The following is a 24,310-nucleotide window of genomic DNA, read 5'->3' as shown; positions in this document are numbered from 1 at the left end:
GTGTTGAGCTGTGAGCAGGGTGTTGAGCAAGTCCAATACGAAATCCCTTTCATCCAATCAGGATGCGCTGAGCGCTGGCGACCGTGTGGCATTAAATGACGCGGCAAACTTCGAGCAGCTCTACCGCGTTTACTGGCAGGACCTTTGTGGTCATCTGAGACGCATGTTCGGGGCGGGGCCTCCGGAACCGGAAGATGCAGTACAGGCGGCTTTCATTCGCTTTGCCGCTTTGGAAGAACCGCAAAGCGTCAGAAATCCGCGGGCTTTCCTGCTCGTAACGGCTCGCAACATCATTTTAGACCAGAAACGCCGCTCAGGGCGTCACCTCGACTACGCAAAGGCGGTGCTGGCTGAAAATTCTGGCCCTCAGCTGGATGATTTGTCTCCTGAGCGCGTCCTACTTGAGAAAGAGCGTTTTGAAGTCATCAATGCAGTGTTTCAAACATTGCCTCACAAGCAACAGGTCATCCTGACTCTTCGGCGGCGGTATAACTATACTTATCAGCAGATTGCCGATGAAACGGGATGGTCTTATGGCGATGTCTACAGGCAAATGGACAAGGCACTCGCCAGTCTGTCGCAAGCGCTGAAGCGCTAGCAGTTCGGGAGGAAAGTTTGAGTTTGGTGCGGCCAGATTCCAATAAAAACAAACGCTACACCGAACGTGTGGAGGCGCAGGCGCGGTCCTGGGTCGTATACTTGAATTCCGGTTATGCCACGGCAGACAAGCTCGCAGAGTTCGAAACCTGGCTGGCTGCGAACGCTGATCATGCCCAAGCATTCCATGACTATGAGCAGATCATGATGGACCTTGGGCTGCCTTGCGGTGTGCCAGAAAGGGCTCTGGGCGGACGGGTCGAAACCGCTTTGCAGACGCACGCAGCGCCAAAGCGCTCCTTTTCACCCATCCGCGCTGTGGCAGGCGGCGTCATGGCCGCGGCGTTGGTCCTGGCGGCCACAGTCGGTGTGTCGCTCCATGAGCGGCCGAGTACCGTCGAAAATCTGCAGGCAGCGGCTTTGCCCGCGATTGAGACCCAGGTCGCCGAGATCCGTGCCGTGACCCTGCCGGATGGCACTGTCGTCACATTGGGCGCCAGGTCCCGGATCGAATACAAGTTCGAAGATGGTCTGCGAACCGTCGCGCTTGAGGAAGGTGAAGCTTTCTTCGACGTCGCCCCCGACAAGAGCCATCCATTTTATGTTCAGGCCGGTGATCGGCTGGTGCGCGTCGTCGGAACGCAATTCGATGTCCGCCAGTCGTCCAGTTCGGTGATGGTGTCGGTGGTTGAAGGTGTGGTGGAGGTCATCAAGGCCCGGAACCCCGAAGCCACCGAAAAACGTCACGGCACCCTCGTGAAAGACGTGCTGACGGCCGGCGACAAGGTGACCGCGATGATCGGCCAGGACCAACGCCAGATTGAAACGATTGACCCTGAAAAGGCCGCGAGCTGGCGATCGGGCTGGCTGGCATATGACGATGTCAGTCTCGATGACATTGTTGCAGACCTGCACCGCTATGATGATCGCAATTTCGTTTTCTCGGATTCCGCGTTGGGCGAGGTTCGTGTCACCGCTGCCTTTGGATCGGATAATGTCGACCAGTTTCTTTTTGCGCTGGAAGCTTCGTATCCCCTGTCGATAGACCGCGCCGATCCCTCCAAAGTAGTCTTTCTTCCGGCCAGCTGAGATCGCCCGGAACACTCTGACAAAAATATGGACATGGGCGCGCATTTTCCGCGCGTGGAGCAATCGATTGCCATTACGCCGGCTTTGCACTGGTGCGTTTGCCCGGCCTGGCGGACATATTTTCCAAGGCACGATCGTTCACTAGGCGTTGTCATCACGGCAGCACAGACGCTCTCATCACAGAGTCATTGTTAACGTTCAGGCCGGGCAATTCGGAGCCTTTTCGAAGTTTGAGGGGTGAGTAGAGAATGCCAGAGGTCAGAAGTCCGCTCAGCAGAGCTGGTCTGGCTGGCGTGGTGTTCCTGTTTATCCTTCAGGGGGCGCCAGTATTTGCTGATCCTGCAGGCGCAAAACCATCTTATTACGAGATCGATGCGCAACCACTTGCGCACGCCCTTATGGCGTACTCGGAACAATCCAAGATAGTAATTGTGGTGCCTTCCGGGATCCTGGAAGGCAAAACATCTCACAGGGTCAAAGGCCGACTGAACCATGAAGCGGCCTTGACAATGCTCCTCAAGGGCACCGGTCTGGAGGTCGAAAAACTTGATAATGGTGCGTTGACCTTGCAACGGGGCACCCCGGAAGCTGTGGAACTTCCACCGCCGCCCCCTCCTGTTCCAGTCGGCGAGCCAAAACCCTCTCCTTTGAATATCCCTATGGTTCCGGAAACTGAGATCGAAGAAGGACCAAGTACTCAGGATACGGTTGTTGTAACCGGGGTCAGAGGTGCGCCTCGATCAGTAACCGACAGCCCAACTCCCATCGATGTTTTGACCTATCAGGATATGCAGCAAGGCAGTTCAACCGGCATTTATGGATCATTCCGCTACCTGATCCCGTCCTTCAACCTGCCGACCCGTGGTGGCGGTGGTACAGCAAGCATAATCGCGAGTGGCGGTATGCGAGGATTGAACCCCGATCACACGCTGGTTCTTGTGAATGGCAAGCGTCGGCACAAGACCGCTCTGATCAACTCGGTGTCTTCGCTCTACAATGGCGCGGCCGGTGCCGACTTCAATATGCTCCCGTCGTCAGCGATCTCCCGCGTCGAAGTTCTGAGAGACGGGGCTGCGGCTCAATATGGCTCTGACGCGATTGCTGGTGTCATCAATATCATCCTCAAGGATGACCCCGACGACGGGGATCTCTCGATCAGCGCAGGGCAGAACTTTGACCGTAATGATGGTGAGTTCTTCACCGTGTCCGCTGGAAACGGCATATCCATTGGACAATCCGGCAGCCTTAACCTGTTCTACAATTTCATGAGCCGGGAAGAATCCAACAGGGCTGTGCCGATCTCGGACCGTGTCAATCTTTACCCGCTGCTGGAAGGTGGCGCGCGCGATCCGCGGGAAGCGACAATCGATCGTATGATCACGCAGAACTATGGGGCATTTCCGCAGATCTCGCATATTTTCGGCGGGAACTTCAGCTATGATTTCGCAGATATGGAATTCTATTCTTTCGGGACATACGGGTTTCGAAAGTCCGAGTTAAACTGGTCATTCCGTGCACCAAACAGAATTGTTTCGCTGCCGGAAGTTTATCCGGATGGGTTTCGTCCGCGCCTGGTGATCGAGGAAGATGACTTTGAACTGGTTGCCGGTTTCCGGGGGGAATCTGCAAACGGCTGGGCTTGGGATATATCGTCGGGCTTTGGCACCGACATTACCGAATGGGAGAATACCAATGGGCTCAATGCCAGTCTCGGGCCTTCCAGTCCAACCCAGTTTAATATTGGTCACCTCATCTCTTCTGAATGGGTCAATGCGCTGGATGTGACGAAGCTGCAGGAGCTGTACAGGGCGGGGACAATACAGGTCTCCTTCGGCCTTCAGCACCGGCTCGAAAGATATGAAATCGAAGAAGGGGAAGAAGCTAGCTGGATCGCTGGAGATTATGTCCGACCGGAGGGGCAGCCCTTTGCCGGCGAGCTTCTTCCGCCGGGGGCCCAGGCGACGCCCGGCTTCCGTCCGGATGATTCAGGCGCAATCCGTCGAACAAACCTCAGCGCATATGGCGAACTGGGCTGGAGCCCATCGGAAAACTTGTTCCTGAATGCGGCTTTGCGATACGAAGATTTTGATGACGCTGCCGGCGATGAGATTATTTACAAGGCCGGCGGCCGGTATGCTGTGACTGATTGGCTCGCGCTCCGAGGGTCTTTCAATACCGGGTTCCGCGCGCCGTCTCTGGCCCAGCAAGCGTATGCTTCGACCACCAGCCAGTTCCGGGATCTGGATGGCGATGGAGAAGCCGAGCTTTTGTTGCTCAAGAATCTGCCGGTCAATTCGGTTGCAGCCCGTGCCCTTGGGGCGTCTCCGCTGAAACCGGAGGCGTCGAGGAATACAAGCTTTGGATTCGCGTTGACCCCACACTCGAACCTTTCGGTGACGGTGGATGCTTACCAGATCGATCTGGATGACCGGATCGTTGTAACTTCCACGTTCTCTCCATTGGACACGCGCCTTTCAGCGGACGGCATCACAACCATTGGCGATCAGATCCAGGCGCTGCTCGTCGCAAATGAGCTCTCGCCAGGGATTAGTGGACAGTACTATACAAATGCCATCGACACGCGTACGCGCGGACTCGATATTGTTGCGACTTACCGAGCGCATACGGAGTATGGCAGCTTCAGATTTATCGGCGGGTTCAACAGGAACGAAACAGATATACGCGGAATCGTCGAGAATCCGCCTGAGCTGGAGGCGCTGGGGGGTATTGATATATTTGACCGGAGCAAGCGGGCAGCCCTGACGGACACTATTCCCGATTCCAAGATCAGTCTTGGCGTTGGCTGGGAGTATGGTCCGTTCAAGACGAATTTCCGGACAACACGCTTCGGCCGTTATATGGTCCGTAATGCAACAAATCCGGATGAGGATTATGATGTGGACCCGGAATGGATCGCAGACCTCGAAATCGGCTACGCCCTTTCGGAAAACTTCACCGTTTATGCCGGGGCGAACAATTTACTCAACACATATCCTGAGCAGATCAATGAGCCGAGCGAGATCAATGGGTCGAACATGTACAACACGTTCGCGCCATTTGGATTCACCGGGGGAAACTGGTTTGTCCGGGGTGCCTTTCACTGGTAGAAATGTTCCCGTCCCAAAACAAGGGAGACCCGGCCAGCGGGGAAAGACTGGCCGGGTCCTGAGTGTGGTTAGAACGAGTACTCGTACTGGATCCAGAAAGACCGCGGTTTACCGTTCCAGCCATACTGCCTGTAGTAAGCGCTGTCGTTCGGACCGATCTCGCCCCGGACAACTGCCCGGTCACGGGTATAGGTGGACCCACCGGATGCGCGCTCGAAATAATCTTCGCCAAGCAGGTTCACGCCTCGGATCAGGAAGCGGTGCTGCTTTTCATCACCCATGAAGTATTGAACCGAACCGTTCAGGACGAAGTAGTCACCGAAGTTCATGTCCTCGACAACACGATTTCCATCGGTGTCGACAAGGCGGGCCAGGCTGGTCCCAGCATAAGCCCATTCAGGACCCTGCCAACGCGGGTTCAGTGAGAACACCCAGTTTTCGTTCGGCGTGTAGGTGACAAGGCCCGACAGGGTCCATTCAGGACGTTCCGAAGACTGACGGAGCTCTGAATTGCCCGCAGCACCCGGGATCACAAAGTCAAGATTGGTCGATGTGCCATCCAGACGAGCCAGAGTGCCGTAGACCGGGTTTGGCTCCAGCGATTCCATGTCGGTGTAACTGAAGTCTGCCTGCCACTTATCGAAGTCGAACGCGACGTCGATGGTGAAGCCCTTGATGTCCTGATTGGCTAGAGCATTGACGGCGACCGTTTCACCCGGATCGGAAAGACCGTTGGCTGCGGTAGAGCAGAAGTCATCCGGCGCGATGATGTTCCGACGGTTTTGTTCGATAGCGGCCGTGTCGTTGGTCAGGTTATCGAACAGCGGATTTGTCAGATCGTTGGCATATTCGAGGCAGACAGCGCCGACAGCACGGCTGGAGAACAGGTTCTTGATGTCTGTTTCGAAGTAGCCGACTTCGACGTTGTACGTGCCGCCAAAGATGTCACCGTCGATACCGGCACCCACGTTGAACGCGTCGACTTCCTGCGGCTGCAGGCCGGGGTTGATGTTTGCACCGGCACCGAACGCACCAATCTCGTCAATCTTCGGAAGGCTGTAGGATGTGCCGCCCGAGCCGCGAGCATAGAGGCCGTAGCCGAAGTTCTGGCGCAGGCCGACTTTCCAGACGGACTGGTCATCGAAATTGTCATTGAAGTCCTGACGGGCCGCGAACGAACCGCTGAAGCCTTCAAGAACGGGGAGGGACAGGCGCAGGTCGCCATAGACACCTGTGCTGGTCAGCTTCACATCGCGTACCCCGAAGGAGTCGTCCGAATTGTCCTTGTAGCTGGTGTTCTGAACACCGGCGACGATTTCAACATAGTCATTCAGCGTGTAGGTGGCCCGGGCGTTGAATCCATAGTCGACATAACCGGATTCACGTTGGTCAGTGGTGCCAAAACCCTTGGTCAGACCGCCGTCACCGAAGGACGCAGTGGACTGGACGACATAGCCGATAGGGGCGCCAATCGGGAACGGGTTCTCGATCGTACCGTAGGGCTGGCCGTAGAACGGGCTGTCAGGATCCTGGTTGATGTAGTAGCTGCTGCCACCGTTCCAGTTGTCATCACCCGCACTGCCGGCGCTGCCGTAGGGGTTGGTCACACAGCCGGCTGGCAGGCCCGGTACTGATGCAGCAAAGGCTTCAAAAGCTGCGGCAGTCGAGAAGCCCGTGATGCCCTGATCTGCTGCAATTGCCTGGATGTCGGATGGCAGGTCGCCAAGACGCGGGATCTGACAGATGCGGGCGTCGATCTCGTTGTTCTTCAGCTGCGGATCCTGGTAGTGCGCTTCCAGATTGATCTTGAGCTTGTCGTTAAAGCGGTGCTTGAAGGCCGCGTTATAGATCGGGAATTCCGTAAAGTTCGGCTGGAATACCGTGCTTTGCGGGAAGGAATCGCGGAAGTCGATGGTCGAGTAAGTCGCGCCGGCGCGGAACTCTGTGTCCGGTCCGATCTGCCAGAGATACTTCAGACCCAGACTATTGTAGCTGTACGGGAATTCATGACGTCCGCCAAGGGCCAGGACGTTGTCGCCATAAGCTTCCTTGCTGAACAGCTCGTGGGCATCCGTTTCATAGGAGCGGCCGAACACGAGGATGGAGTGCTTGCCGTCCTTATCGAGCGGCAGGGACATGTTTCCGTAGATTTCGCGCGTCTTGAAGGCGCCTGCATACACGCCGAACTGACCTTTGGTGGTGCCATCAGGCTCCTTGGTGCGAACGCTGACGACGCCGAGGCCGCCATTGGAGCCGAAGTAAAGGCTGTTACCGCCGCGGTAGACTTCCACGCTATCGATCATGCGAGGATCAATGGCCGTCGCGGGCCAGAGGTCTTCCAGCGGGGAAGACCGGTCGAAATAGGGGACGCCATCCACCAGGAGCAGCGTGTCCCGGTCGGTGCCGCCATCGATACGGATGGTAAACTCACCTTCATCCGGCGAGTAGCCGATGTTGGCGCCGCGGATCAGGCCGGACGCGAGTTCGCCAAAATTGGTGAAGCCGCCGGTTTCAATTTCTTCAGAGCTGATCAGCTGGACCTGGGTGCCAAACTCGGCAAAGTCGACAGCAATGTCAGATGTCAGAGCGTCGACGGCCTGGCCTTCGACGCGAATTGTTTCGAGTCGGCGTGTATCACCCCCATCCGGCTCCGGTTCTGCAATCGCAACCTGAATGACGCTCGACGCCATCAGTGCGCTCAAGCAGAATTTTACGCTGCTTTTCAGTTTCTGTTTCATGGCTGGTGTCTCCAAATAACCCCATCACCCGCCGGACATCGACGAGCCGGGCGCGGGCGGTCGGTTGACCGCACTCGCCACGCCGCCGATCTAGACAGCCATCGCAACACTTCTGTGAACTTTGAATAAAATTGATATGAATAGTATTTACATTAGACTTGGTTTGTAATTGAGAAAAATTCAAATATCGGATTGAGTTCTGGAGTGAATTGCATGGCGCATGGCTTTTTGCCCGCCTCATCGGCCGAGATCGCGCACGTTGCGCAATCGGCCAGAGGCTTCCTTATCGACTGGGATGGTTGCTGTGCCATCGACAATCAATTGACCGAGTCAGCCGCCGCTTTTCTGCGGGCGCACCAGACCCGGGCAGCCATCGTATCGAATAATTCCACCAATACCGTGGATGACTTCCTGGAGATACTTTCCAGTTCCGGCATTACCATGCAGCGTGAACAAATCGTGCTGGCGGGTGTCGAGGCAATTGATCGCGCGTCCAAGGCGGGGTTGGTCGATGTCATGGTTCTGGCGCATCCGCGTATGCGGGCTGTCGCTCGCAATACTGGCATTCGGCTGAACCGGGATGAAGCGGATGTGGTTGTCCTGCTACGGGATACGCGGTTTAGCTATAGCCGACTGGAGCGCGCTGCGAATGCGCTTCGGAAGGGTGCGCGCCTGATTGTTGCAAATCCGGATCTCACGCATCCCGGCGCCGAAGGGCGGATCAAGCCAGAGACAGGGGCGCTCCTGTCAGCACTCGGATCGTGCGTAAATCTCGATGCTGTGGATATGGAGGTCGTAGGAAAGCCGAAGCCCGGGCTGTATCTGAAAGCCTGCCGTGCGCTCGATCTCTCACCTGAGATGGTTGTCATGCTGGGGGATAATCCTGCCACCGATCTGGCGGGGGCGCAGGGATTAGGCATGCATTCCCTGATGGTTCGTGCGGATGAACCGGGTGTGCTGGAGGCCCTAGCTCGGGAAGTCAGTTTCTAGAAGCGCTTCAAGGACAAAACATCGAATGTTTTCCGGAGTGTGTCGGTCGCGCGGTCATAATCGGCGAGGGCGAGCGCCGCGATCAGCGCGTCAAGCACGCAAAGCTGCGCGATGCGGCTGGTCATGGCCTCGGTCCGGAACTTGGTCTCGCGAGCCATGGTGAAAAGTTTCACGTCTGCATAGGCTTGCAGGGGCGAACTGGAGAAGTTCGTGACGATGATTGTCTTGGCGCCAGCCTCTTTGGCGAGGCGTGTCGCGGCAAGTGTTTCGTGCGTCGCGCCTGAGTGAGATATGGTCAGCACGGCCACTTTCGGTCCCGTACGTGAGGCGCTGATCGCCTGTATGTGGCTGTCCACGACGACTTTGGCATCAATGCCGATCCGCAGCATGCGATACTGCGCGTCCTCTGCAATGGGGGCGGAGGAACCAATGCCATATATTTCTACACGATCGGCCGCGCGGATAATGCGGACAGCTTCGTCGACAGCATCGGCATCCAGAATCGAGAGCGTGTCACGCAAGGCCTGAATACCGGCGTGGAAGGTTTTCCGGCATACGGTCGGTGTTGTGTCCGAGGGACGTAGGTCTTCGTGGATGAACTGGACGGGCTGAACGACTTCCTGGGCTAGGCTGAGTTTGAGCTGTTGAAAACCGGACAAATCCAGCTGGCGGCAAAGGTTGATGACGCTTCCGTCGCTGGCACCCGTTGCTTCAGCAAGTTCGGTGACGGACATGCCGACTACCTGGCGGGGGTTCTCCAGGATAAAATCAGCTATGGAGCGAGTGCTTGGACCGAGAGAAGCGTGACGCACCCGGATCCGCGTCATCACATTGTCGACGATTGGAACGTCGCCGCGCTTTTTGGTTGCGGCTTTGCGTTTGGGTTTGCTCTCGGACATTGATCGCTTCCTAAGGTTCGTATCACATTAATTGAATTTAGTTCAAGAAAGGTCAAGAATGCACTGACTCCGTTACACCAATGTCACAAGCGGCTGTTATCGAAGATCCTGAGTATTGTTGCGGCGCACAAGGGGGCGCTGCCTGGATTGAGAGGGGTCTGACATGCGTCTGGGAATGCTCCTGATCGTCCTGATGGGTTTTTGCCTAGGCGGATTCCCGGCCAGTGCTGAGCGTACCGGCGCGGCGGGCAGTCCGCTCCGTGTGCTGTTAATTCCGGCGGATGGCGGGACAGAAGATGGAACGCGGGCCGATTTTCTCCCATTGTTCAATGCAATAACCCGCACCAGCGGAATCCATTTCGATGTCCAGACCGGGCAAAGCTATTCTGCGGTTATCGAAGGCATGTGCGCTGGCCAGGCGGAAATTGCCTGGCTCGGGCCTGTGTCTTATGTGGAAGCGCACAAGCGCGGCTGCGCAGACCTTTTAGCCATTGAAGAACGAGACGGCAGTTCGACCTATTATGCGGGTGTCTTTGTGTCCCGGGATTCCGGGATCGACACTCCAGATGATCTGATCGGAAAGTCCATAGCGCTTGGATCACAGCACTCGGCAAGCAGCTTTTCCTACCCGCTGGCGATGTTATCGAAAGCCGGTGTTGATCCGCTTCGGGATCTTGATGCTGTTCGTATTACGGGGAGCCACGCTAACAGCCTGCTGGCGCTGCAGAATGGCCTGGTCGATGCTGCTGGCGCATCATTCATATCGTTTGAGCGGGCGGTAAATCAGGGTGGCCTTAGCGCGTCAGGATTCCGCCTGCTGATTAAGTCGGACCCAATTCCGAATCCCCCCATTGCGATGCATCCGGGATTGTCGCCGTCTGTGAAGGCTTCTCTCAGGTCTTCTCTTGGGAGTGTTCATGAGATGCCTGGTATCCGGCCAGAGTCCATCCGGGGCTATGGTGGCAAACAGGTGGATCGTTACAACACAGATGTTTCCGATGAACTGTTCGAAGCAATGGCAAGTACGATCGGCTTTATCGACACCGACTATCAAGCCGCCATTTTGCTCAAGTCCGGCTCCTGATTGAACCGAATGAACAATACGCGATCCTGTTCAATAGGCCCCCAGGCAGTTCTGACGGTTGATGCCGCGTGCAAGACCTTTGCGGACGGTCCAACTGTCCTTGACAGTGTGTCTCTGCGGATTGAGCCGGGGAGCTTCTGTGTTCTGCTCGGTGCGTCTGGATCCGGTAAAACCACACTGCTGCGCTCGGTTATCGGTCTAACCCCACTGGACGCGGGATTCATTGATGTCGGCGGGGTGAAACTCTCGCCGAGAACGATGCGCAACCTACGCCGCAATGTCGGCATGGTGCATCAGGATTTTGGCCTTTCAGCACGCCTGACGGCGGCGCAGAACGTCATGGCCGGCACGGTGCCTGATTTGCCAATGTGGCGAGTGTTGTTCCAAGCCTATTCAAAGTCTGTTCAGGATAGAGCCTGCGGTTTGCTTGCGCACGTCGGTCTGGAAGAGGGGCATGTGAACCGGCCGGTGAGCGGTCTTTCCGGTGGCCAGAAGCAGCGTGTCGGCATAGCCCGTGCTCTGATCAATTTTCCAAAACTGATCCTGGCAGACGAGCCGGTTGCCAGTCTCGATCCGCAAACGGCGCAGGATGTCATGGGGCTGCTCCGCCGGTGCGCAGAGGAGCAGGGCGCAGCAGTTCTCTGTTCGTTACACCAGATTAACCTCTCTCGCACCTATGCTGACCGCATCATCGGGTTACGTGAGGGGCGGATCGTATTTGACGGTCCACCAAGCCAGCTCAGCCAGGACATGCTTGCCCGCATCTTTGGCGCGGAACGTGAAGGCTTTTCTCTTTCAATGGCGGTAGCCTGATATGTCAGAGAGCGCGGTGACCGGACGTGTGGACGCTGCGCATTGGCGCGTGCGCCCGGCTTTTGGCTGGAAGACTGTTCTGACGGTTGTGGTTGCGTTCGTGCTACTGTCCGTTTCTGCTCATCGGATCGAACTGCACCGGCTTTCCAGCCAATTGGGTGAATTTCTTCAGGCAAGTGTAGGATTGAAGGAATCGTCCCAGATCGGGCGGGGCATCGGCAGCGTCACTCAACAGATGTACCCGATCGCCATCGCGGAGCGAACACCGGTATCCCTGATCGACGATTTCGATCCGGCGCGCCTTCCTCTGTTTTCACGTCTCGAAACTGAGCGAGTGGAAGAATCTGCGCTGGACCCTGAGACCATGCAGATGACAACGACGACTGTGGAAAAAACATTTCTCGTCGAGCCTGCCGGATATCTGACCTTTACGCTCGGCAAGATGTTGGAAACGGTGGAGATGGCCATATGGGCCAGCCTGTTTGCCGTATTGATGAGCCTGCCATTGTCCTGGATTGCCGCGCGCAATTTCACCCCCCACTCGGCACTGTATGCAATCGCGCGCAGCTTCATTTCGTTCCTGCGTGCTGTCCCGGAGCTGATCAGCGCGCTCTTTCTGGTGTTGGCGTTCGGATTTGGCGCCATCGCAGGTATTCTTGCTCTGGCGTTACATAGCGTGGGGTTCCTGGCCAAGTTCTTCGCTGAGGAGATCGAGGCGGCCGACAAGGTTCCGCAGGATGCCGTACGCGCGACCGGGGCGGGCGACTTTGCTGTATTGCGCTTGGCCGTGCTGCCACAAGTGTTGCCAAGTTATACCGCGCTGAGCTTCTATATCCTCGATCGCAATATCCGTATGGGTACGGTAATCGGCCTCGTTGGGGCTGGCGGGATCGGGCAGGAGCTGAAAGGTCGGTACGACATGTTCCAATACGACCATGTCGCGACGATCTTGCTGATAATTTTCCTGTCGGTGCTGACATTGGATGCGCTGGCGGCGAAAATTCGACACAAGCTGATCTAGGGCGGCCGGGCTCAGGCCGCCCCACGATCAATGGTGCAGGTTTATTGCCCGGCGTTCTGGAGTTCGGCGCTCAGACGGTCACGCAGGTCACGTTTCACGAACTTGCCACTGGCATTCCGGGGCAGGGCATCCGCGATGAACCAGACATAGCGGGGCACTTTGTGCTTTGCCATGGCGGTTGCACAGTGGGCCCGGAATTCGTCAGCGGTCAGTTTTTCGCCTGGCTTCAGGACGATGGCGATACCTACTTCTTCTCCCAGCCGATCGTCAGGGACGCCAAACACACTGCACTCGGCCACTGCCGGATGAGTATAAGCAACAGATTCCACTTCGGCGCAGTAGACGTTTTCGCCGCCGCGAAGGACCATGTCCTTTTTGCGGTCGACGATATAGATGAACCCGTCCTTGTCGATCCGGGCGATATCGCCGGTGTGGAGCCATCCATCGGTGATCGATTCCGCGGTTGCTTCGGGACGGTTGATATAGCCCTTGATGACCGAGGAGCCTTTGACCCAGAGCTCGCCCAGCTCGCCGGGGGCGACGGTTTCACCGAGCTCGTCCACGCATTTGACCTCGAAGTTCGGCATGGACGGTCCGGCGCTGTCCGGCTTGTCGACGAAGAAATCCGCCGAAACGGAAGTAATGATTCCGCATGTTTCGGTCATGCCATACCCGGTGGCCGGGCGGGCGGTCGCGATGCTGGATTCGATCTTGTGGACCAGATCAGGCGGCACCTGTGCCCCACCGCCCGAAAGCTGGACAAGGCTGGATGTATCGGTCTTGGCAAAGTCTGGGTGATTGATCAGTTCCCGACCCATGACCGGCACGCCGCCTAGGCTGGTAACTTTCTCGCGCTCGATGATTTTCAGCGCTTCGCCGGCATCCCAGCGGTACATCAGGATGATCGTGCCACCGGCCGCTGTGGTGGCGTACGCGCCGCAATTGTTGGCGGTGACGTGGAAAAGAGGCGTCGTCAGGAGGGACACGGGTGGCGGCGGATCTTCCGGAGGTTCGATGCCGGTTGCGCGCTGAATCGCAAGTGCCGTGGAAGCCCCGGCATACATCATGTTCATGAGATTGGCGACGCACCCGCGTTGGGTGAGTTGGGCCCCCTTGGGGAAGCCGGTCGTGCCAGACGTATAGAAGATACACGCATCAGAGTCGGGGTCGACAGTAACATCCGGCATCTCGCCGCCGTGGGAAATGACGTCGCTCCACGGTATTACGTTAGCCGGCAGGTCGGGGATCCGGACTCCGACGACTTTCATTGAGCCTGTCAGGTCATCGCGGCCCCTGATCCGTTCGAGCCGTTCAGCATCGAGGAACAGGACTTTCGGTTCGGAGTCTTTCAAGGCGTAGGCCATTTCCTCGGCGGTCCACCAGGCGTTCATGCCAACCACGGTGATCCCGACCGACACACAGGCCCAGTAAATGAGAAGCCACTCCGGATAGTTGCGCATGGCCACGGCGACCCGGTCGCCCGGCTGGACGCCATGATCGAACAACCACGCTGCTATGGCATCCGTCTGCTTGTGCGCTTCGGCATAGGTGAGGCGCTCACCTTCATAGACAAGATAGGTCCGGTCGGCGAAATCCCTGGTGGCGAGCCAGACTTCGCGAATGCTCGGTGGGGCATTCTTGTAAACACGGAGCGTGTGGCCAAGAACCTCAGCCTCGGTGATTTCGAAATCACCGCCCGGACCGGTCAGTTCCTCGCGCGCCTTCAGAAGTTCTGCGTAGTGCATGTCTCTCCCCAATGGTATTTTTGGGGATCATACATGCCTTACCGGTGAAGGAAATGATTTGCGTAGGGGCAAGCAAAGCCCGGAAAGAGCGTTCCGGCGCTGAGAAACGCCGGAACGTAGAAACTAGTCGCGAACAGCAACAACTTCGATTTCGATCAGCCAACCCGGGTTGGCGAGACCGGCGACCTCGAACACCGAGCGGGTCGGCAGGTTCGGTTGCTCTTCTGTCCCGAAGAACTTCACGTAACCTTCCATGAAGCCGCCAAAGTCCAGCGAGTCTTCGCCCGGAGCGGCAACAATATAGACCTGCATTTTGATGACATCACTCATCGTCAATCCGAGACCCTCAAGGCGGGATTCGATCGTCGCCAGAGTGGTTTCGGTCTGGGTTGTAATATCCCCATAGGCCGCCGGGGTTCGCGGTTCAGCAGTTTCGTCGGTGACCGCCGGGCCGGCGCCGCTCAGGTAGACCAGTGTCGCATCGGCGGGCACTTCAACCGCTTGAAGGATCGGGAAGTCGGATCCTGGAATCTTGTGACGGATGACTTCACTGTCGGCGGCGCCGCAGGCAGCAAGCGCGACGGCGGCAATCGAAAGAAGAGGGATGGTAAAGCGCATAGGTTTCACTCCGTATTCAGATTATTGAGGCCGGCTTAGCTCGACCTGTTCGACAGTAGCGGTCGGTTCATAAGAATTTTTACCCAGTCCGGACTGCAGGTAATTGACGACCGCGGCAACCTGCTCGTCGGAAAGCGTGTGGGCGAATGATGGCATCGCTTTGTACCCGTTCAGGACGATAAAGACAGCATAATCCGGATACTCAAGCTTATCATTCCCCGCGAGGGCGGGGTACATGCCACCGCCAACTGCGCCTTCACCTTTTGGCATATGGCAGCCCGCACAGAGCGTGGAGTAAATCTCTTCGCCGCTGGTCACAGTGACGCCCGGGCCGTCGAATATTTTCTTCTCAAGTGGCGTCGGTTCGAAGCTTGTAATTTCAGGGATGCCTTGATCGGCCTGCATGTTGAGGGCAACGGCCGAGAAAGCGAGAACGGTCAGCGCGGTGCGGGGGAATCGGGCTTGATGTCTCATCCGTTGATCACCTTGTCATGCAGACGGCCAATCGCGTCGAGTGAAGATTCAATTGCGCCTTCCAGCCAGGCACCGAGATAAGACACGTGCTCGCCGGCGCAGACAACACGGTTGTCGATCTTCACCGCATTTGCGTAGTGAGCTTCCTTGTCCCGCCAGATACCGAAGCAGCCGAGCACCCATGGCACCTTGTGCCAGACGACGCTGACGCCGGTCTTGAATTCTTCAAGATATTGCGGATGGAGTTTCGACCCGAATTCAAGTGCCCATTTGATCCTGTCTTCCGGTTGCATGGCGTTGAACTCGTATGCCTGCGCGTCATCCCATGTGTAGCCGCCCAGCAAGACGGCCGGGCCCTTGGTGAAGAGGCCTGTTGAGGGGTAAGAGATCATTTCAATGGGAAGATCGGTATAGCTGATCCCGCCATAGATATGTTCATCCTGCTCCCAGAACCGGCGTTTGAATTCGAGGCCCCATTTGGCGGATCCGCGATAGAAGACATTGTTCACCGCCGCTGTGAGTTCCGGTGACAGATTGTGATCCATCTGGCCAAGGATCGAGAATGGTACGGTACAAACACACCAGTCCGCTTGAGCTGTCAGTGTGTCGCCTGTGCGAGTGTCTTCGTAGGCGACTTTCACGCCATCATCGTCCTGTTGCAGCGAAACGACTTTGGAATTGAAGCGGATCAGGTCACCCACTTCCCGTGCAAATGCCTGCGCGATCATGTCCATGCCGCCAACCGGTTGGAACATCGGCATCTGGTGATCCAGCAGGTCTGCGTCGGCCAGCCGGCCCCACATGCCGGATTGAAGGATTTCGGACAGGCTGATCGGATCCGAAGCGGATGGCGCGCCATTGAAGCCGGCGCCCGGCGGTTTGCCAAAACCGCGATACCGGCTGGTCAGGTCCCCGGCCTTATACGAATTGGTGTCGTCCAGTGCCCCGGTCGCCCGGAGCGATTCAATCAGCGCTTCCCGGTCTTCCGACGTCAGCATGTCATCCAGACGATTCTGGTCGACCGCCTTGGCAAGCAATTCCGAAGTCTGGCCACGATAGTCCGTGGCGATGTGTTTGAAACGTTGCGGCTTGCCGCCAAACGCTTTGCTATTGTGGATATAGGCGTTGTGGTTTTGCTGGATGAAAGGTTCCAGCTGGACGCCTAGACGCTGGCAGTAGTCCAGCACGCCGTGATGGTCATAAGGAATCCGCCAGGGCCCCGGATTGATATAGTTATCGCCTTTGAAGGAAACCTTCTGGCTCGCGCCGCCGAGCTCGGTGTAGGTGTCACCGCCGCGCAGCGTCCAGCAACGGCCGCCGGCTTTCTCGCGATACTCCAATACCTCGACGTCATAGCCTGCGGATCGAAGTTCCAATGCTGCGACCATGCCCGCGAGACCGGCGCCGAGAATGAGGACTTTCGCGCCTTTCGGATCTCCATCGAGCCTGATGGGGCCTTTATATGATGACGGCTGGACGTGTCGAATGGACTTCATCGCGGCATACAGCGCAGCACTGCCAGCCGTTGCCCCGATGAGCGCCAATGCAGACCGACGGGTCGCTCCCTCCATAATACCCTCCATTTTTCCTTTCGTCGTAGGTGACCGGGGGCGCAGGTAAAGGAAAAACTGGGGCGAATCGGCTCATTGTTTGGAACGGACCAAATTTCAATCAGCATTGACCGGTGGGGCGGAGCCCCCGTGTGGCATAATCACGAGGGAGGGAATGCTGCCCCGAAGCGGCAGTCCGATTCTCCGCCAGACCGGAGGCGTGTTCGGCTCGGCTGGGAGGCGAGAACCAGCTGACACAGCGCGTATGAGTGGGGCAGTTCGGCCGAATAAGTCCAGAAAATGCAGCGACTTGTGGAATGGCTGCAGACGCTGGCGGGTCTGCCCTTGTTTCCAAATTTAGAATGATTATAGAAACAGGTTCAGGGCGAAGGAAACGTCAGTCGCGGGATGCGGCGCGCAACAATTAAAAACAAGCGCGCGATATGTCCCACCACAATTTATTGGCAAGCCATATGGGACGGGTATTGGGTCTGTCCCGGCAAGCAACAACAAGACGGAGCCACAATGTCCCTCATCAATACTGAAATTAAGCCCTTCAAGGCCGAAGCGTTCAAGCAAGGCAAATTCGTGTCGGTCAGCGAAGCCGACGTGAAGGGCAAATGGGCAATCTTCTTCTTCTACCCGGCAGACTTCACCTTCGTCTGCCCGACCGAACTGGAAGACCTGCAGTCCGAGTATGCAACTCTGCAGAGCATGGGCGTGGAAGTCTTCGCAGTCTCGACTGATACCCACTTCAGCCACAAGGCCTGGCACGAGACCTCGCCGGCCATCGGCAAGATCGAATACTACATGCTGGGCGACCCGACTGGCGCCATCACCCGCAACTTCGACAATATGCGCGAAGACATGGGCCTGGCTGACCGCGGAACGTTCGTGGTCGACCCGGACGGTGTGATCCAGGTGATCGAAGTGACCTGCGAAGGCGTGGGCCGCAATGCGGCTGAACTCGTCCGCAAGGTCAAAGCGGCCCAGTACGTCCGCGCGAACCCGGGTCAGGTCTGCCCGGCGAAATGGGAAGAAGGTTCGGAAACCCTCGCCCCGTCGCTGGAACTCGTCGGCAAGATCTAAGCTGACCGCTTTCCATTTTTCGGCTGGCTGTGCGTGTCACAGCCGGCCGGCTTTCCCTTTCCCCGCAGAACATCGCGCTGCCAGTCAGTGCGGCCTCGCTCTTCGCAGGAGATGACGCATGTTGGATGCCAATCTGAAGACCCAGCTCAAAGCCTATATGGAAAACATCCGGCGCCCGGTAGAACTCGTGGCAGCCTTGGATGACACCAAAGGCAGCCGAGACCTGGAAGAACTCCTGCAGGAAATCTCAGGGCTCTCCGACAAGGTCAGCTGGAAGCGCGGCGACGATGCGCGCGCACCGTCCTTCGCTATCACCACGCCTGAGGCGGACATTAGCCTGCGCTTTGCCGGCCTGCCGCTCGGCCATGAATTTACATCGCTCGTTCTCGCGCTGCTGCAGGTCGGCGGACATCCGCCCAAGGTGGCGCCGGAGGTCATCGAGCAGGTCAAATCGCTCGATGGCCCGTTTGAGTTCGAAACCTATTTCTCTCTGTCCTGCCAGAACTGCCCGGACGTGGTTCAGGCGCTGAACATGATGGCGGTTCTCAATCCGAACATCCGTCATACTGCGATTGACGGCGCGCTATTCAAGGAAGAGGTCGATGCACGTCAGGTGATGGCTGTGCCGACTGTGTACCTGAACGGCGAAGTCTTCGGGTCCGGCCGTATGGAGGTCGAACAGATCCTCGCGAAGCTGGACACTGGCGCGCAGGAAAAGACGGCCGCAAAGATTTCGCAGAAAGAGCCGTTTGACGTGCTGGTTGTCGGCGGCGGTCCAGCCGGCGCAGCTGGCGCGATCTACGCGGCCCGCAAGGGCATCCGCACGGGTATCGCCGCAGAACGGCTTGGCGGGCAGGTGCTGGACACGATGGGCATCGAGAACCTGATCTCGGTGCCGTATACGGAAGGGCCGAAGCTGGCCACGGCGATGGAGGCGCACATCAAGGAATACGACATCGATGTGATGAACCTCCAGACGGCCTCGAAGCTTGTTCCGGCGAAAGATGAAGGCGGTCTGCATGAAGTCGTGCTGGAGAATGGCGCGAGCCTGAAGACCCGCAGCCTGATCCTCGCCCCCGGTGCGCGTTGGCGCCAGATGGGCGTGCCGGGTGAGGAAGAGTACCGCAACAAGGGAGTTGCCTACTGTCCGCACTGCGATGGTCCACTTTTCAAAGGCAAGCGTGTCTCGGTCATCGGCGGCGGTAATTCCGGCGTGGAGGCCGCCATCGATCTTGCGGGGCTCGTTGCCCATGTGACGCTGATCGAGTTTGATACGCAGCTGCGCGCTGATGCGGTGCTTCAGAACAAGCTGCGCAGCCTGCCGAATGTCACCATCATTACGTCGGCCATGACGACTGAGGTCCTCGGCGATGGGGCCAAGGTGAAAGGTCTGGCCTACAAGAACCGAAACACCGAAGAACTGCACGAAGTTGCGCTGGAAGGTATCTTCGTGCAGATCGGCCTTGTGCCGAATACGGAATGGCTGCGCGGCAGCATCGAACTGAGCGAGCGTGGAGAGATCGTGACGGACATGCGGGCTCAGACGTCACTTCCGGGCGTCTTCGCGGCCGGTGATGCGACGACGACGCCCTACAAGCAGATCGTGATATCGATGGGCGAAGGGGCCAAGGCGGCCCTCTCCGCATTCGATTACCTGATCCGGTTGGCACCGGCAGAGGTGGCGCCGGTTCTGGAGGACGCCTGATCCCGGTCAGAGGCCCAGTTCGCTGAGATCTGGATGATCGTCTGGGCGCCGGCCCTGCGACCAGTGAAAGAGACGCTGTGCTTCGCTGATCTTCAGATCATTGATGCTGGCATAGCGCTTCTGCATCAGGCCCTCTGCGTCAAACTCCCAGTTCTCATTGCCATAGGCACGATGCCATTGGCCGCTCGCGTCATGGAATTCGTAAGCATAGCGGACGGCAATGCGATTGCCGGAAAAGGCGAACAGTTCCTTGATTAGGCGGTATTCCTGTTCCTTTTGCCACTTCTCCGTCAGGAAGCGGACGATTTCGGCACGCCCCGTGATGAACTGGCTACGGTTCCGCCAGGCGCTGTCTTCCGTGTAGGCGAGAGAGACTTTTTCTGGGTTGCGGCTGTTCCAGCCGTCTTCTGCAAGGCGGACTTTTTCCGTTGCGGTTTCAGCGGTGAATGGCGGGAGGGGCGGTCTCATGTTTGTTGTCTCTTTGTGTTCCAGGAGGAAAGCATGAGCGGCTGGAAGCAGTTACCAGCCGCCCGCGTACGAGCTTACAGGTCGCCGACGGCTTTGTGTTCGATGCGGGGCCAGGTGCGTTCGGCCTTGGCCAGAATACGCTTGGAGTCCTTCTTGTACTTTTCGAAGATCTCCGCATTCACGAACAGGTAGAGCTTGCCATCCACGATGTCGGCATATTGTGGGTCACCGTCGAACTTCTTGCCAAGAGCAACCGCATAGGCGCAAAAGCCGCCATATTGAGGTGCATACATCGCCGGGTTGGCTTTGAACTTGTTCGCGGAGTCTTCGGAGGCGAAGTAGTAGGCCACGCCGTCTTCAACGACAGTGTATTGTGCGTCACCTTCGGCAACGGCGTTCAGCGTCGTCAGCGCGACAGCATCGACGCCATGAAGGCCCAGCGGTACGCCCGCCGTCGTGATGCCGGTCGACACGTTGTACTCGTCTTCAGCAGCAGCTGGCATGGCAGTAGCGATGGCTGCGGCCATCACCATGGCGGAGAGTGTGATTGTACGGGACATTTCAATTTCCTTTTTGGGAGGTTGGAGCCACAGGCTCGGTGGGGAAGGTGCCTGCCGGACCGGGGAGGCGTCCGGCAGGCGATGGACGTCAGAAGTCTCTTGGACAGTGAACTTCAGACTGACTTGGATGATCAGTAGGCAGAAGACATGTGCTGGGACGATTTCTGGCTCCGGCGAGAAAAGGAGTTCTTGCTGCAACATGTCGTGCTTCCTGAGAATCTGTAGGGCGGGTGCGCATTCTATTGCGGCCCAAAAGGGCCCGGCTGGTGGGGGAGAGAGGGGGAGAGCCACCAGCCGGGCTGCGGGGCATCCACGTGGGTGAGACGTGGATCGGGAGGAGACTACTTTCCGTGAGCAGCCTTGATCGCTTTCACGGTGTTTGCCGTGTTGTCGACTGAGCTGGCGATCATCCGGAAGTTGGTCAGGGACGCATCATAGCCGTTGTAAAGCGGAGTGATCGCGCCTGCGGTCGCATCGGTTACCACCATCACTTCGAAGCCCTGCTCGATCAGTTCGCGCATGTGGGATTCCGTGCAGAGGTTCGACGACATGCCGCCGAGGATGACTTTCGAAATGCCTGCCTTGCGAAGCTGAAGGACGAGGTCATTGGTTTCCGGGCCGTAGACTTTGTGCGGGCTGGTGACGACCGTCTTGCCGTTGTTGATGTAGGGTTTGTAGCGATCGAGCCAATCGGCGCCGGACCCTTCAAATCCTTCCAGGGTCAGGGCGTGCGGACGGTCGAACATGCCGATGCTGTGCATCAGTGTTTCAAGCGTGCCTTCGAATTCCCATTTGTGATCGTGTTCGAAATAGAAGTGCGGCGACACGAACACGGGCATGCCGGTCTCATCGGCAACTTTGAAGAGCGCCTCGAGGTTTTCGACCGTGCCGTTCTCGGTGATGCTCTGGCCAACAACGCCCCAGGTCACGCCTTCCGGTGACAGGAAGTCATTTTGCGGATCGGTGATGACGATTGCAGTCGTTGCCGGATCGATTGTGAAGCCCGGCATGGGAAGGCCGTCATTGACCGGCGGCATTTTTGCGGTTGCGGCGCGGGCGGTTTCAGCGCTGGCGGTTTGCTGGGCGAACAGCAGGCCGGCCAGTCCGGCCGATGCCAGGGCGAGTTTCAGTGGGAGGCGGGAGGTAAACATGATGGTCTCCATGAGAGTCGTTTTGGGTTCCGCTTTTCCTTGGGGAGAGGCATCGGTTTGGAGTTGCCTTGCCCTTCAGAAGTGAGCTGAATCCTGACTACTCCTCGGAGCTGCGCCGGTATTGACGGCGGACGACACAGTTTTGACCGGTCGCGTCAAAGAGACGGAAAGCGGGTGGGAAAGTTTGTCTGACACTGCGCGCAAAAAGACCGGGCCTTCAGAACGAAGACCAGGTCATGGATGTAAGCTAAATGAAGCTGCTTGGTGGCTAAGCCAGCTTGGAAGCCAGGTAGGCGTGTCCTTCGACCATGCGGCGGATTTCGTCCGCTCGAGGCTCAAGGCTCCAATCGCCCTTATCGACTGATCCGCCCAAGAGAATGCCTGTCTTCCTGGGGAACGAATAAAGCAGGCCATAGTCATCTGTTGATCCGGCATAGCCATAATCGATGTCGTTCTGAGGCAACAGGAAGCTAAGCTGGCCGCGCGCCGGAATGATGCTTTCGTCTCCGAACACCTTTCCGGAACCAAGTCCCATGCAGTTCACGATACTGGACTCTGGCAGCTTTTCGAGGTCGCCCTCGGTCTCGAACGCCATTTCCTTCATCTTGCCGCCGGCCGCGAGGAAATCATTTACCAGTGCACGCAGGTAAATGTCCGGATCGATCATCAGCGTGTAGTACCCGTCGTAATAAGGGAAGCCGAACGGACCGCCGGGCTGGTTGCGCTTGAGCCCAGGATAGAGTGCGTCGCCGCCCACATACGGGCGGATCGTGCTCATGGGCCGGTCGCTCAATGAATACTGGCGGATCCAGTAAACGCCGTATTTCGGATCATTGGCAAAGCGGATGAACCGGTTGAAGGCGATCCGGGAGGCGAGATCCAGCATGGCCAGGGTTTCCTGGGAGACCTGATCATTCTCAAACAGGGTCACAGGGTGCCACATGGCGCCCGCAACGTTCGAGGTCGTGTAAGGCGGGAAATCCTTGGCGTAGATCGTTACATCTATGCCGGCACGTTGGAGAAGAATGGCTGTCGACAAGCCAACAGATCCGGATCCCAGAACGGCGACCTTGTCGCTGTGCGTCTTTTTGACGAGTGCCGCTGCCATTTCTGCAACGCCCCAGGAAAGGGAGACACCGCCTCCGCCGTGGCCGTAATTGTGCACGACATCCTTGGAACCGATCTTCACTGCTTCCAGCCGGGGACCGGGTTTTCGGAAGGGGCGAAGACCGACAATTGTGCGAGTCACGCGGCTCATGGAGGATTTTATGGGCCGCATCGGTGCATCGATGGACTGGACCAACGCATCGCCGGTCACTGGTGCGGGAGCAAATCCCGTAGTGGTCGTTGTACACCCCGTGAGGGCAGCGATGCCGAGGCCTGTCCCTGTCGCCAGAAAGTCTCTACGTTTCATGATTTCCTCGATGCGTAAGCGTTCCCGTAGGCGACTGTTGAGCTCTGCCTTTAAAGGGTCAAGGCGTGACCTTCAGAGCATAGCGTCGCCCAGTGGAATGCTCGCTGATTCAGCGATTTTGACCTGACGCAATCATGGTTGCCCTGAAACTGGACAATGCTCCAAAAAAGACGGGGGGGGTAAATGCAGCCTTTCGTGCCGAGTATTTGGTCAATCGCGAAACAGGAATAATCAGATGCGGCAATCTGACATGCCAACTTCATCCTGGCTGTTTGGACTCGGCGCGGTTGTTCTCAAAAATCAAGTGACATCAATGATTTGAATGTTTTGCAGAGAGCCCCGACCGAAATGGCTGCCGAGAATCCCCGCAGTACAGTCTTGCTGGAAGAGCAACAGCAATCCATTTCCGTGTCTGAAATGGGGAGTTGGGGTGGGCAGATCCTGGTGCTTGCCAGCGATGAAGCGCGGGCCAGGCAGATCTCAAATGGGCTGGGTGACCAACCGCATCACACCGAAATCACGGGGCAGGCGGACTGGCAGACCCGGCGGTTGAGACTGATGGGCGCGCGGGCAATTCTTATCGCCTCGCCAACTGCAGATCTGGAATTGCTGACAGAACTTCTGACGATGCGCAGGTTCCGCTCTGTGCCGGTGCTCGTGTTCGTCGATCAGGGATCCCGGGAAGAGATGAGCAGGGCGCTGAAGCTCGGCGTCAGTGCATTCATAGTCGATGGACTGGAGCCAGAACGCGTGCCTGCAATCCTGAATGTGGCAGAGGAGCGTCATGCGTTGACGTTGTCCCTGCAGGATCAGTTGCAGAAAACGCAGGAAGACCTCGCAGCCCGCAAGACAATTGAGCGTGCCAAGGGCCTGTTGATGACGAAGAGCGGTCTCGCGGAGCAGGAAGTCTATGATTCCATGCGCCGCATGGCCATGACTCAGGGAAAACCACTGCGGGAGATCGCAGAAAACATTCTCGCAATCTTCGCGATTTTTCCATGAAACCTCTGATCTTCTGGAGCCTGATTTCTGCATTCTGAGTGCTGAGACTTTGGGCGTTGTTTGGTGTGCGGTGCACAAAAGCGAGACGGGTTAACGATTCAGCATCACCGGCGACACGTTTCGAATTGGCATTCGCGGGGGCGCAGGACAGCTTGATAGGCAAGTCAGCAGGAACTGAATGCCAACGGAGGCATTT

The 24,310-nt window shown here is 57.4% G+C and carries 20 protein-coding genes; 10 read left to right on the top strand and 10 right to left on the bottom strand.

All coding sequences use genetic code 11. The features are described from left to right. The first annotated feature begins 22 nt into the window (after window positions 1-22). From HY17_RS12980 to HY17_RS12970, 3 genes are all read left to right on the top strand, one after another. A complete protein-coding gene (locus HY17_RS12980) occupies window positions 23-598 on the top strand; it encodes an RNA polymerase sigma factor (protein ID WP_034767202.1) in 576 nt (191 codons plus the stop codon). A 26-nt stretch (window positions 599-624) separates the two neighbouring features. Then, window positions 625-1,686, top strand: a complete 1,062-nt coding sequence (locus HY17_RS12975) for a FecR domain-containing protein (protein ID WP_233348810.1) — start codon at window positions 625-627, stop codon at window positions 1,684-1,686. A gap of 248 nt (window positions 1,687-1,934) precedes the next feature. Then, window positions 1,935-4,793, top strand: a complete 2,859-nt coding sequence (locus HY17_RS12970) for a TonB-dependent receptor (protein ID WP_081813139.1) — start codon at window positions 1,935-1,937, stop codon at window positions 4,791-4,793. 68 nt (window positions 4,794-4,861) lie between these two features. Here the strand turns inward: HY17_RS12970 and HY17_RS12965 are convergent, their stop codons facing one another. Then, on the bottom strand, window positions 4,862-7,531 hold the full coding sequence (locus HY17_RS12965; protein WP_034767200.1) for a TonB-dependent siderophore receptor: 2,670 nt from the start codon (window positions 7,529-7,531) through the stop codon (window positions 4,862-4,864). A 213-nt stretch (window positions 7,532-7,744) separates the two neighbouring features. Between HY17_RS12965 and HY17_RS12960 the strand changes: the two genes are divergently transcribed. Next, on the top strand, window positions 7,745-8,521 hold the full coding sequence (locus HY17_RS12960; RefSeq protein WP_051600076.1) for an HAD-IIA family hydrolase: 777 nt from the start codon (window positions 7,745-7,747) through the stop codon (window positions 8,519-8,521). Here HY17_RS12960 and HY17_RS12955 read toward each other — a convergent pair. Then, window positions 8,518-9,420 carry a MurR/RpiR family transcriptional regulator gene (locus HY17_RS12955; protein ID WP_034767199.1) on the bottom strand — a complete coding sequence of 301 codons (903 nt, stop codon included), beginning with the start codon at window positions 9,418-9,420 and terminating at the stop codon, window positions 8,518-8,520. The genes HY17_RS12960 and HY17_RS12955 overlap by 4 nt on opposite strands. A gap of 163 nt (window positions 9,421-9,583) precedes the next feature. Here HY17_RS12955 and HY17_RS12950 point away from each other — a divergent pair, with 163 nt between their 5' ends. The 3 genes from HY17_RS12950 to phnE are packed head-to-tail and all read left to right on the top strand — an operon-like array spanning window position 9,584 to window position 12,338. Beyond that, window positions 9,584-10,504, top strand: a complete 921-nt coding sequence (locus HY17_RS12950) for a phosphate/phosphite/phosphonate ABC transporter substrate-binding protein (RefSeq protein ID WP_034767197.1) — start codon at window positions 9,584-9,586, stop codon at window positions 10,502-10,504. A 9-nt stretch (window positions 10,505-10,513) separates the two neighbouring features. Then, window positions 10,514-11,317 carry a phosphonate ABC transporter ATP-binding protein gene (locus HY17_RS12945; RefSeq protein ID WP_081813138.1) on the top strand — a complete coding sequence of 268 codons (804 nt, stop codon included), beginning with the start codon at window positions 10,514-10,516 and terminating at the stop codon, window positions 11,315-11,317. A gap of 1 nt (window position 11,318) precedes the next feature. Beyond that, on the top strand, window positions 11,319-12,338 hold the full coding sequence (phnE, locus tag HY17_RS12940; RefSeq protein ID WP_051600075.1) for a phosphonate ABC transporter, permease protein PhnE: 1,020 nt from the start codon (window positions 11,319-11,321) through the stop codon (window positions 12,336-12,338). 41 nt (window positions 12,339-12,379) lie between these two features. On the opposite strand, the gene HY17_RS12935 is transcribed toward phnE, so the two are convergent. The 4 genes from HY17_RS12935 to HY17_RS12920 all read right to left on the bottom strand — a co-directional run bounded on the left by HY17_RS12935 (window position 12,380) and on the right by HY17_RS12920 (window position 16,746). Then, the gene (locus HY17_RS12935; protein WP_034767196.1) at window positions 12,380-14,083 is read right to left on the bottom strand and encodes a class I adenylate-forming enzyme family protein; all 1,704 of its coding nucleotides are present in this window, start codon (window positions 14,081-14,083) and stop codon (window positions 12,380-12,382) included. Between the two features lie 123 nt (window positions 14,084-14,206). After that, window positions 14,207-14,701: a RidA family protein gene (locus tag HY17_RS12930; RefSeq protein ID WP_034767193.1), complete on the bottom strand. Its 495-nt coding sequence runs from the start codon at window positions 14,699-14,701 to the stop codon at window positions 14,207-14,209. 21 nt (window positions 14,702-14,722) lie between these two features. Next, window positions 14,723-15,175 (bottom strand): cytochrome c, encoded by a 453-nt coding sequence (locus HY17_RS12925; RefSeq protein ID WP_051600074.1) that lies wholly within the window; start codon window positions 15,173-15,175, stop codon window positions 14,723-14,725. Then, window positions 15,172-16,746, bottom strand: a complete 1,575-nt coding sequence (locus HY17_RS12920) for a flavin monoamine oxidase family protein (protein ID WP_034767192.1) — start codon at window positions 16,744-16,746, stop codon at window positions 15,172-15,174. Before HY17_RS12920 ends, HY17_RS12925 begins: the two co-directional genes overlap by 4 nt. Window positions 16,747-17,250: 504 nt before the next feature. Between HY17_RS12920 and ahpC the strand changes: the two genes are divergently transcribed. Together ahpC and ahpF are read left to right on the top strand one after the other, a co-directional pair. Further along, entirely contained in the window at window positions 17,251-17,814 is a 564-nt protein-coding gene (gene ahpC / locus HY17_RS12915) for an alkyl hydroperoxide reductase subunit C (RefSeq protein ID WP_034767190.1), read from the top strand. A 118-nt stretch (window positions 17,815-17,932) separates the two neighbouring features. Then, on the top strand, window positions 17,933-19,519 hold the full coding sequence (gene ahpF, locus HY17_RS12910; protein ID WP_034767188.1) for an alkyl hydroperoxide reductase subunit F: 1,587 nt from the start codon (window positions 17,933-17,935) through the stop codon (window positions 19,517-19,519). 6 nt (window positions 19,520-19,525) lie between these two features. Here ahpF and HY17_RS12905 read toward each other — a convergent pair whose 3' ends face one another. The 4 genes from HY17_RS12905 to HY17_RS12890 all read right to left on the bottom strand — a co-directional run bounded on the left by HY17_RS12905 (window position 19,526) and on the right by HY17_RS12890 (window position 23,112). Beyond that, on the bottom strand, window positions 19,526-19,987 hold the full coding sequence (locus HY17_RS12905; RefSeq protein ID WP_034767186.1) for a nuclear transport factor 2 family protein: 462 nt from the start codon (window positions 19,985-19,987) through the stop codon (window positions 19,526-19,528). Between the two features lie 74 nt (window positions 19,988-20,061). After that, complete coding sequence (locus tag HY17_RS12900; protein ID WP_034767511.1) at window positions 20,062-20,547, bottom strand: YHS domain-containing (seleno)protein; 486 nt, start codon at window positions 20,545-20,547, stop codon at window positions 20,062-20,064. Window positions 20,548-20,888: 341 nt separating this feature from the next. After that, a complete protein-coding gene (locus HY17_RS12895; protein WP_034767509.1) occupies window positions 20,889-21,698 on the bottom strand; it encodes an isochorismatase family protein in 810 nt (269 codons plus the stop codon). Window positions 21,699-21,966: 268 nt separating this feature from the next. Beyond that, a complete protein-coding gene (locus tag HY17_RS12890; protein WP_034767184.1) occupies window positions 21,967-23,112 on the bottom strand; it encodes an FAD-dependent oxidoreductase in 1,146 nt (381 codons plus the stop codon). Window positions 23,113-23,460: 348 nt separating this feature from the next. On the opposite strand from HY17_RS12890, the gene HY17_RS19510 reads away from it, so the two are divergent. Next, complete coding sequence (locus HY17_RS19510) at window positions 23,461-24,114, top strand: ANTAR domain-containing response regulator (protein WP_051600072.1); 654 nt, start codon at window positions 23,461-23,463, stop codon at window positions 24,112-24,114. Window positions 24,115-24,310: the final 196 nt, after the last annotated feature.

It is taken from the genome of Hyphomonas sp. CY54-11-8 (assembly GCF_000682735.1).
In the GTDB taxonomy this organism is placed as follows: Bacteria; Pseudomonadota; Alphaproteobacteria; order Caulobacterales; family Hyphomonadaceae; genus Hyphomonas.
This window is presented reverse-complemented; position numbering and strand designations above follow the sequence as displayed.

Bases quoted from the DNA above. Each gene is read 5' to 3' on its own strand.
- HY17_RS12945 (WP_081813138.1), top strand. From the start codon at position 10,514: ATGAACAATACGCGATCCTGTTCAATAGGCCCCCAGGCAGTTCTGACG.
- HY17_RS12900 (WP_034767511.1), bottom strand. From the start codon at position 20,547: ATGTCCCGTACAATCACACTCTCCGCCATGGTGATGGCCGCAGCCATC.
- phnE (WP_051600075.1), top strand. From the start codon at position 11,319: ATGTCAGAGAGCGCGGTGACCGGACGTGTGGACGCTGCGCATTGGCGC.
- HY17_RS12905 (WP_034767186.1), bottom strand. From the start codon at position 19,987: ATGAGACCGCCCCTCCCGCCATTCACCGCTGAAACCGCAACGGAAAAA.
- HY17_RS12955 (WP_034767199.1), bottom strand. From the start codon at position 9,420: ATGTCCGAGAGCAAACCCAAACGCAAAGCCGCAACCAAAAAGCGCGGC.
- HY17_RS19510 (WP_051600072.1), top strand. From the start codon at position 23,461: ATGGCTGCCGAGAATCCCCGCAGTACAGTCTTGCTGGAAGAGCAACAG.
- HY17_RS12920 (WP_034767192.1), bottom strand. From the start codon at position 16,746: ATGGAGGGAGCGACCCGTCGGTCTGCATTGGCGCTCATCGGGGCAACG.
- ahpF (WP_034767188.1), top strand. From the start codon at position 17,933: ATGTTGGATGCCAATCTGAAGACCCAGCTCAAAGCCTATATGGAAAAC.
- HY17_RS12890 (WP_034767184.1), bottom strand. From the start codon at position 23,112: ATGAAACGTAGAGACTTTCTGGCGACAGGGACAGGCCTCGGCATCGCT.
- ahpC (WP_034767190.1), top strand. From the start codon at position 17,251: ATGTCCCTCATCAATACTGAAATTAAGCCCTTCAAGGCCGAAGCGTTC.
- HY17_RS12965 (WP_034767200.1), bottom strand. From the start codon at position 7,531: ATGAAACAGAAACTGAAAAGCAGCGTAAAATTCTGCTTGAGCGCACTG.
- HY17_RS12970 (WP_081813139.1), top strand. From the start codon at position 1,935: ATGCCAGAGGTCAGAAGTCCGCTCAGCAGAGCTGGTCTGGCTGGCGTG.
- HY17_RS12895 (WP_034767509.1), bottom strand. From the start codon at position 21,698: ATGTTTACCTCCCGCCTCCCACTGAAACTCGCCCTGGCATCGGCCGGA.
- HY17_RS12925 (WP_051600074.1), bottom strand. From the start codon at position 15,175: ATGAGACATCAAGCCCGATTCCCCCGCACCGCGCTGACCGTTCTCGCT.
- HY17_RS12930 (WP_034767193.1), bottom strand. From the start codon at position 14,701: ATGCGCTTTACCATCCCTCTTCTTTCGATTGCCGCCGTCGCGCTTGCT.
- HY17_RS12935 (WP_034767196.1), bottom strand. From the start codon at position 14,083: ATGCACTACGCAGAACTTCTGAAGGCGCGCGAGGAACTGACCGGTCCG.
- HY17_RS12950 (WP_034767197.1), top strand. From the start codon at position 9,584: ATGCGTCTGGGAATGCTCCTGATCGTCCTGATGGGTTTTTGCCTAGGC.
- HY17_RS12960 (WP_051600076.1), top strand. From the start codon at position 7,745: ATGGCGCATGGCTTTTTGCCCGCCTCATCGGCCGAGATCGCGCACGTT.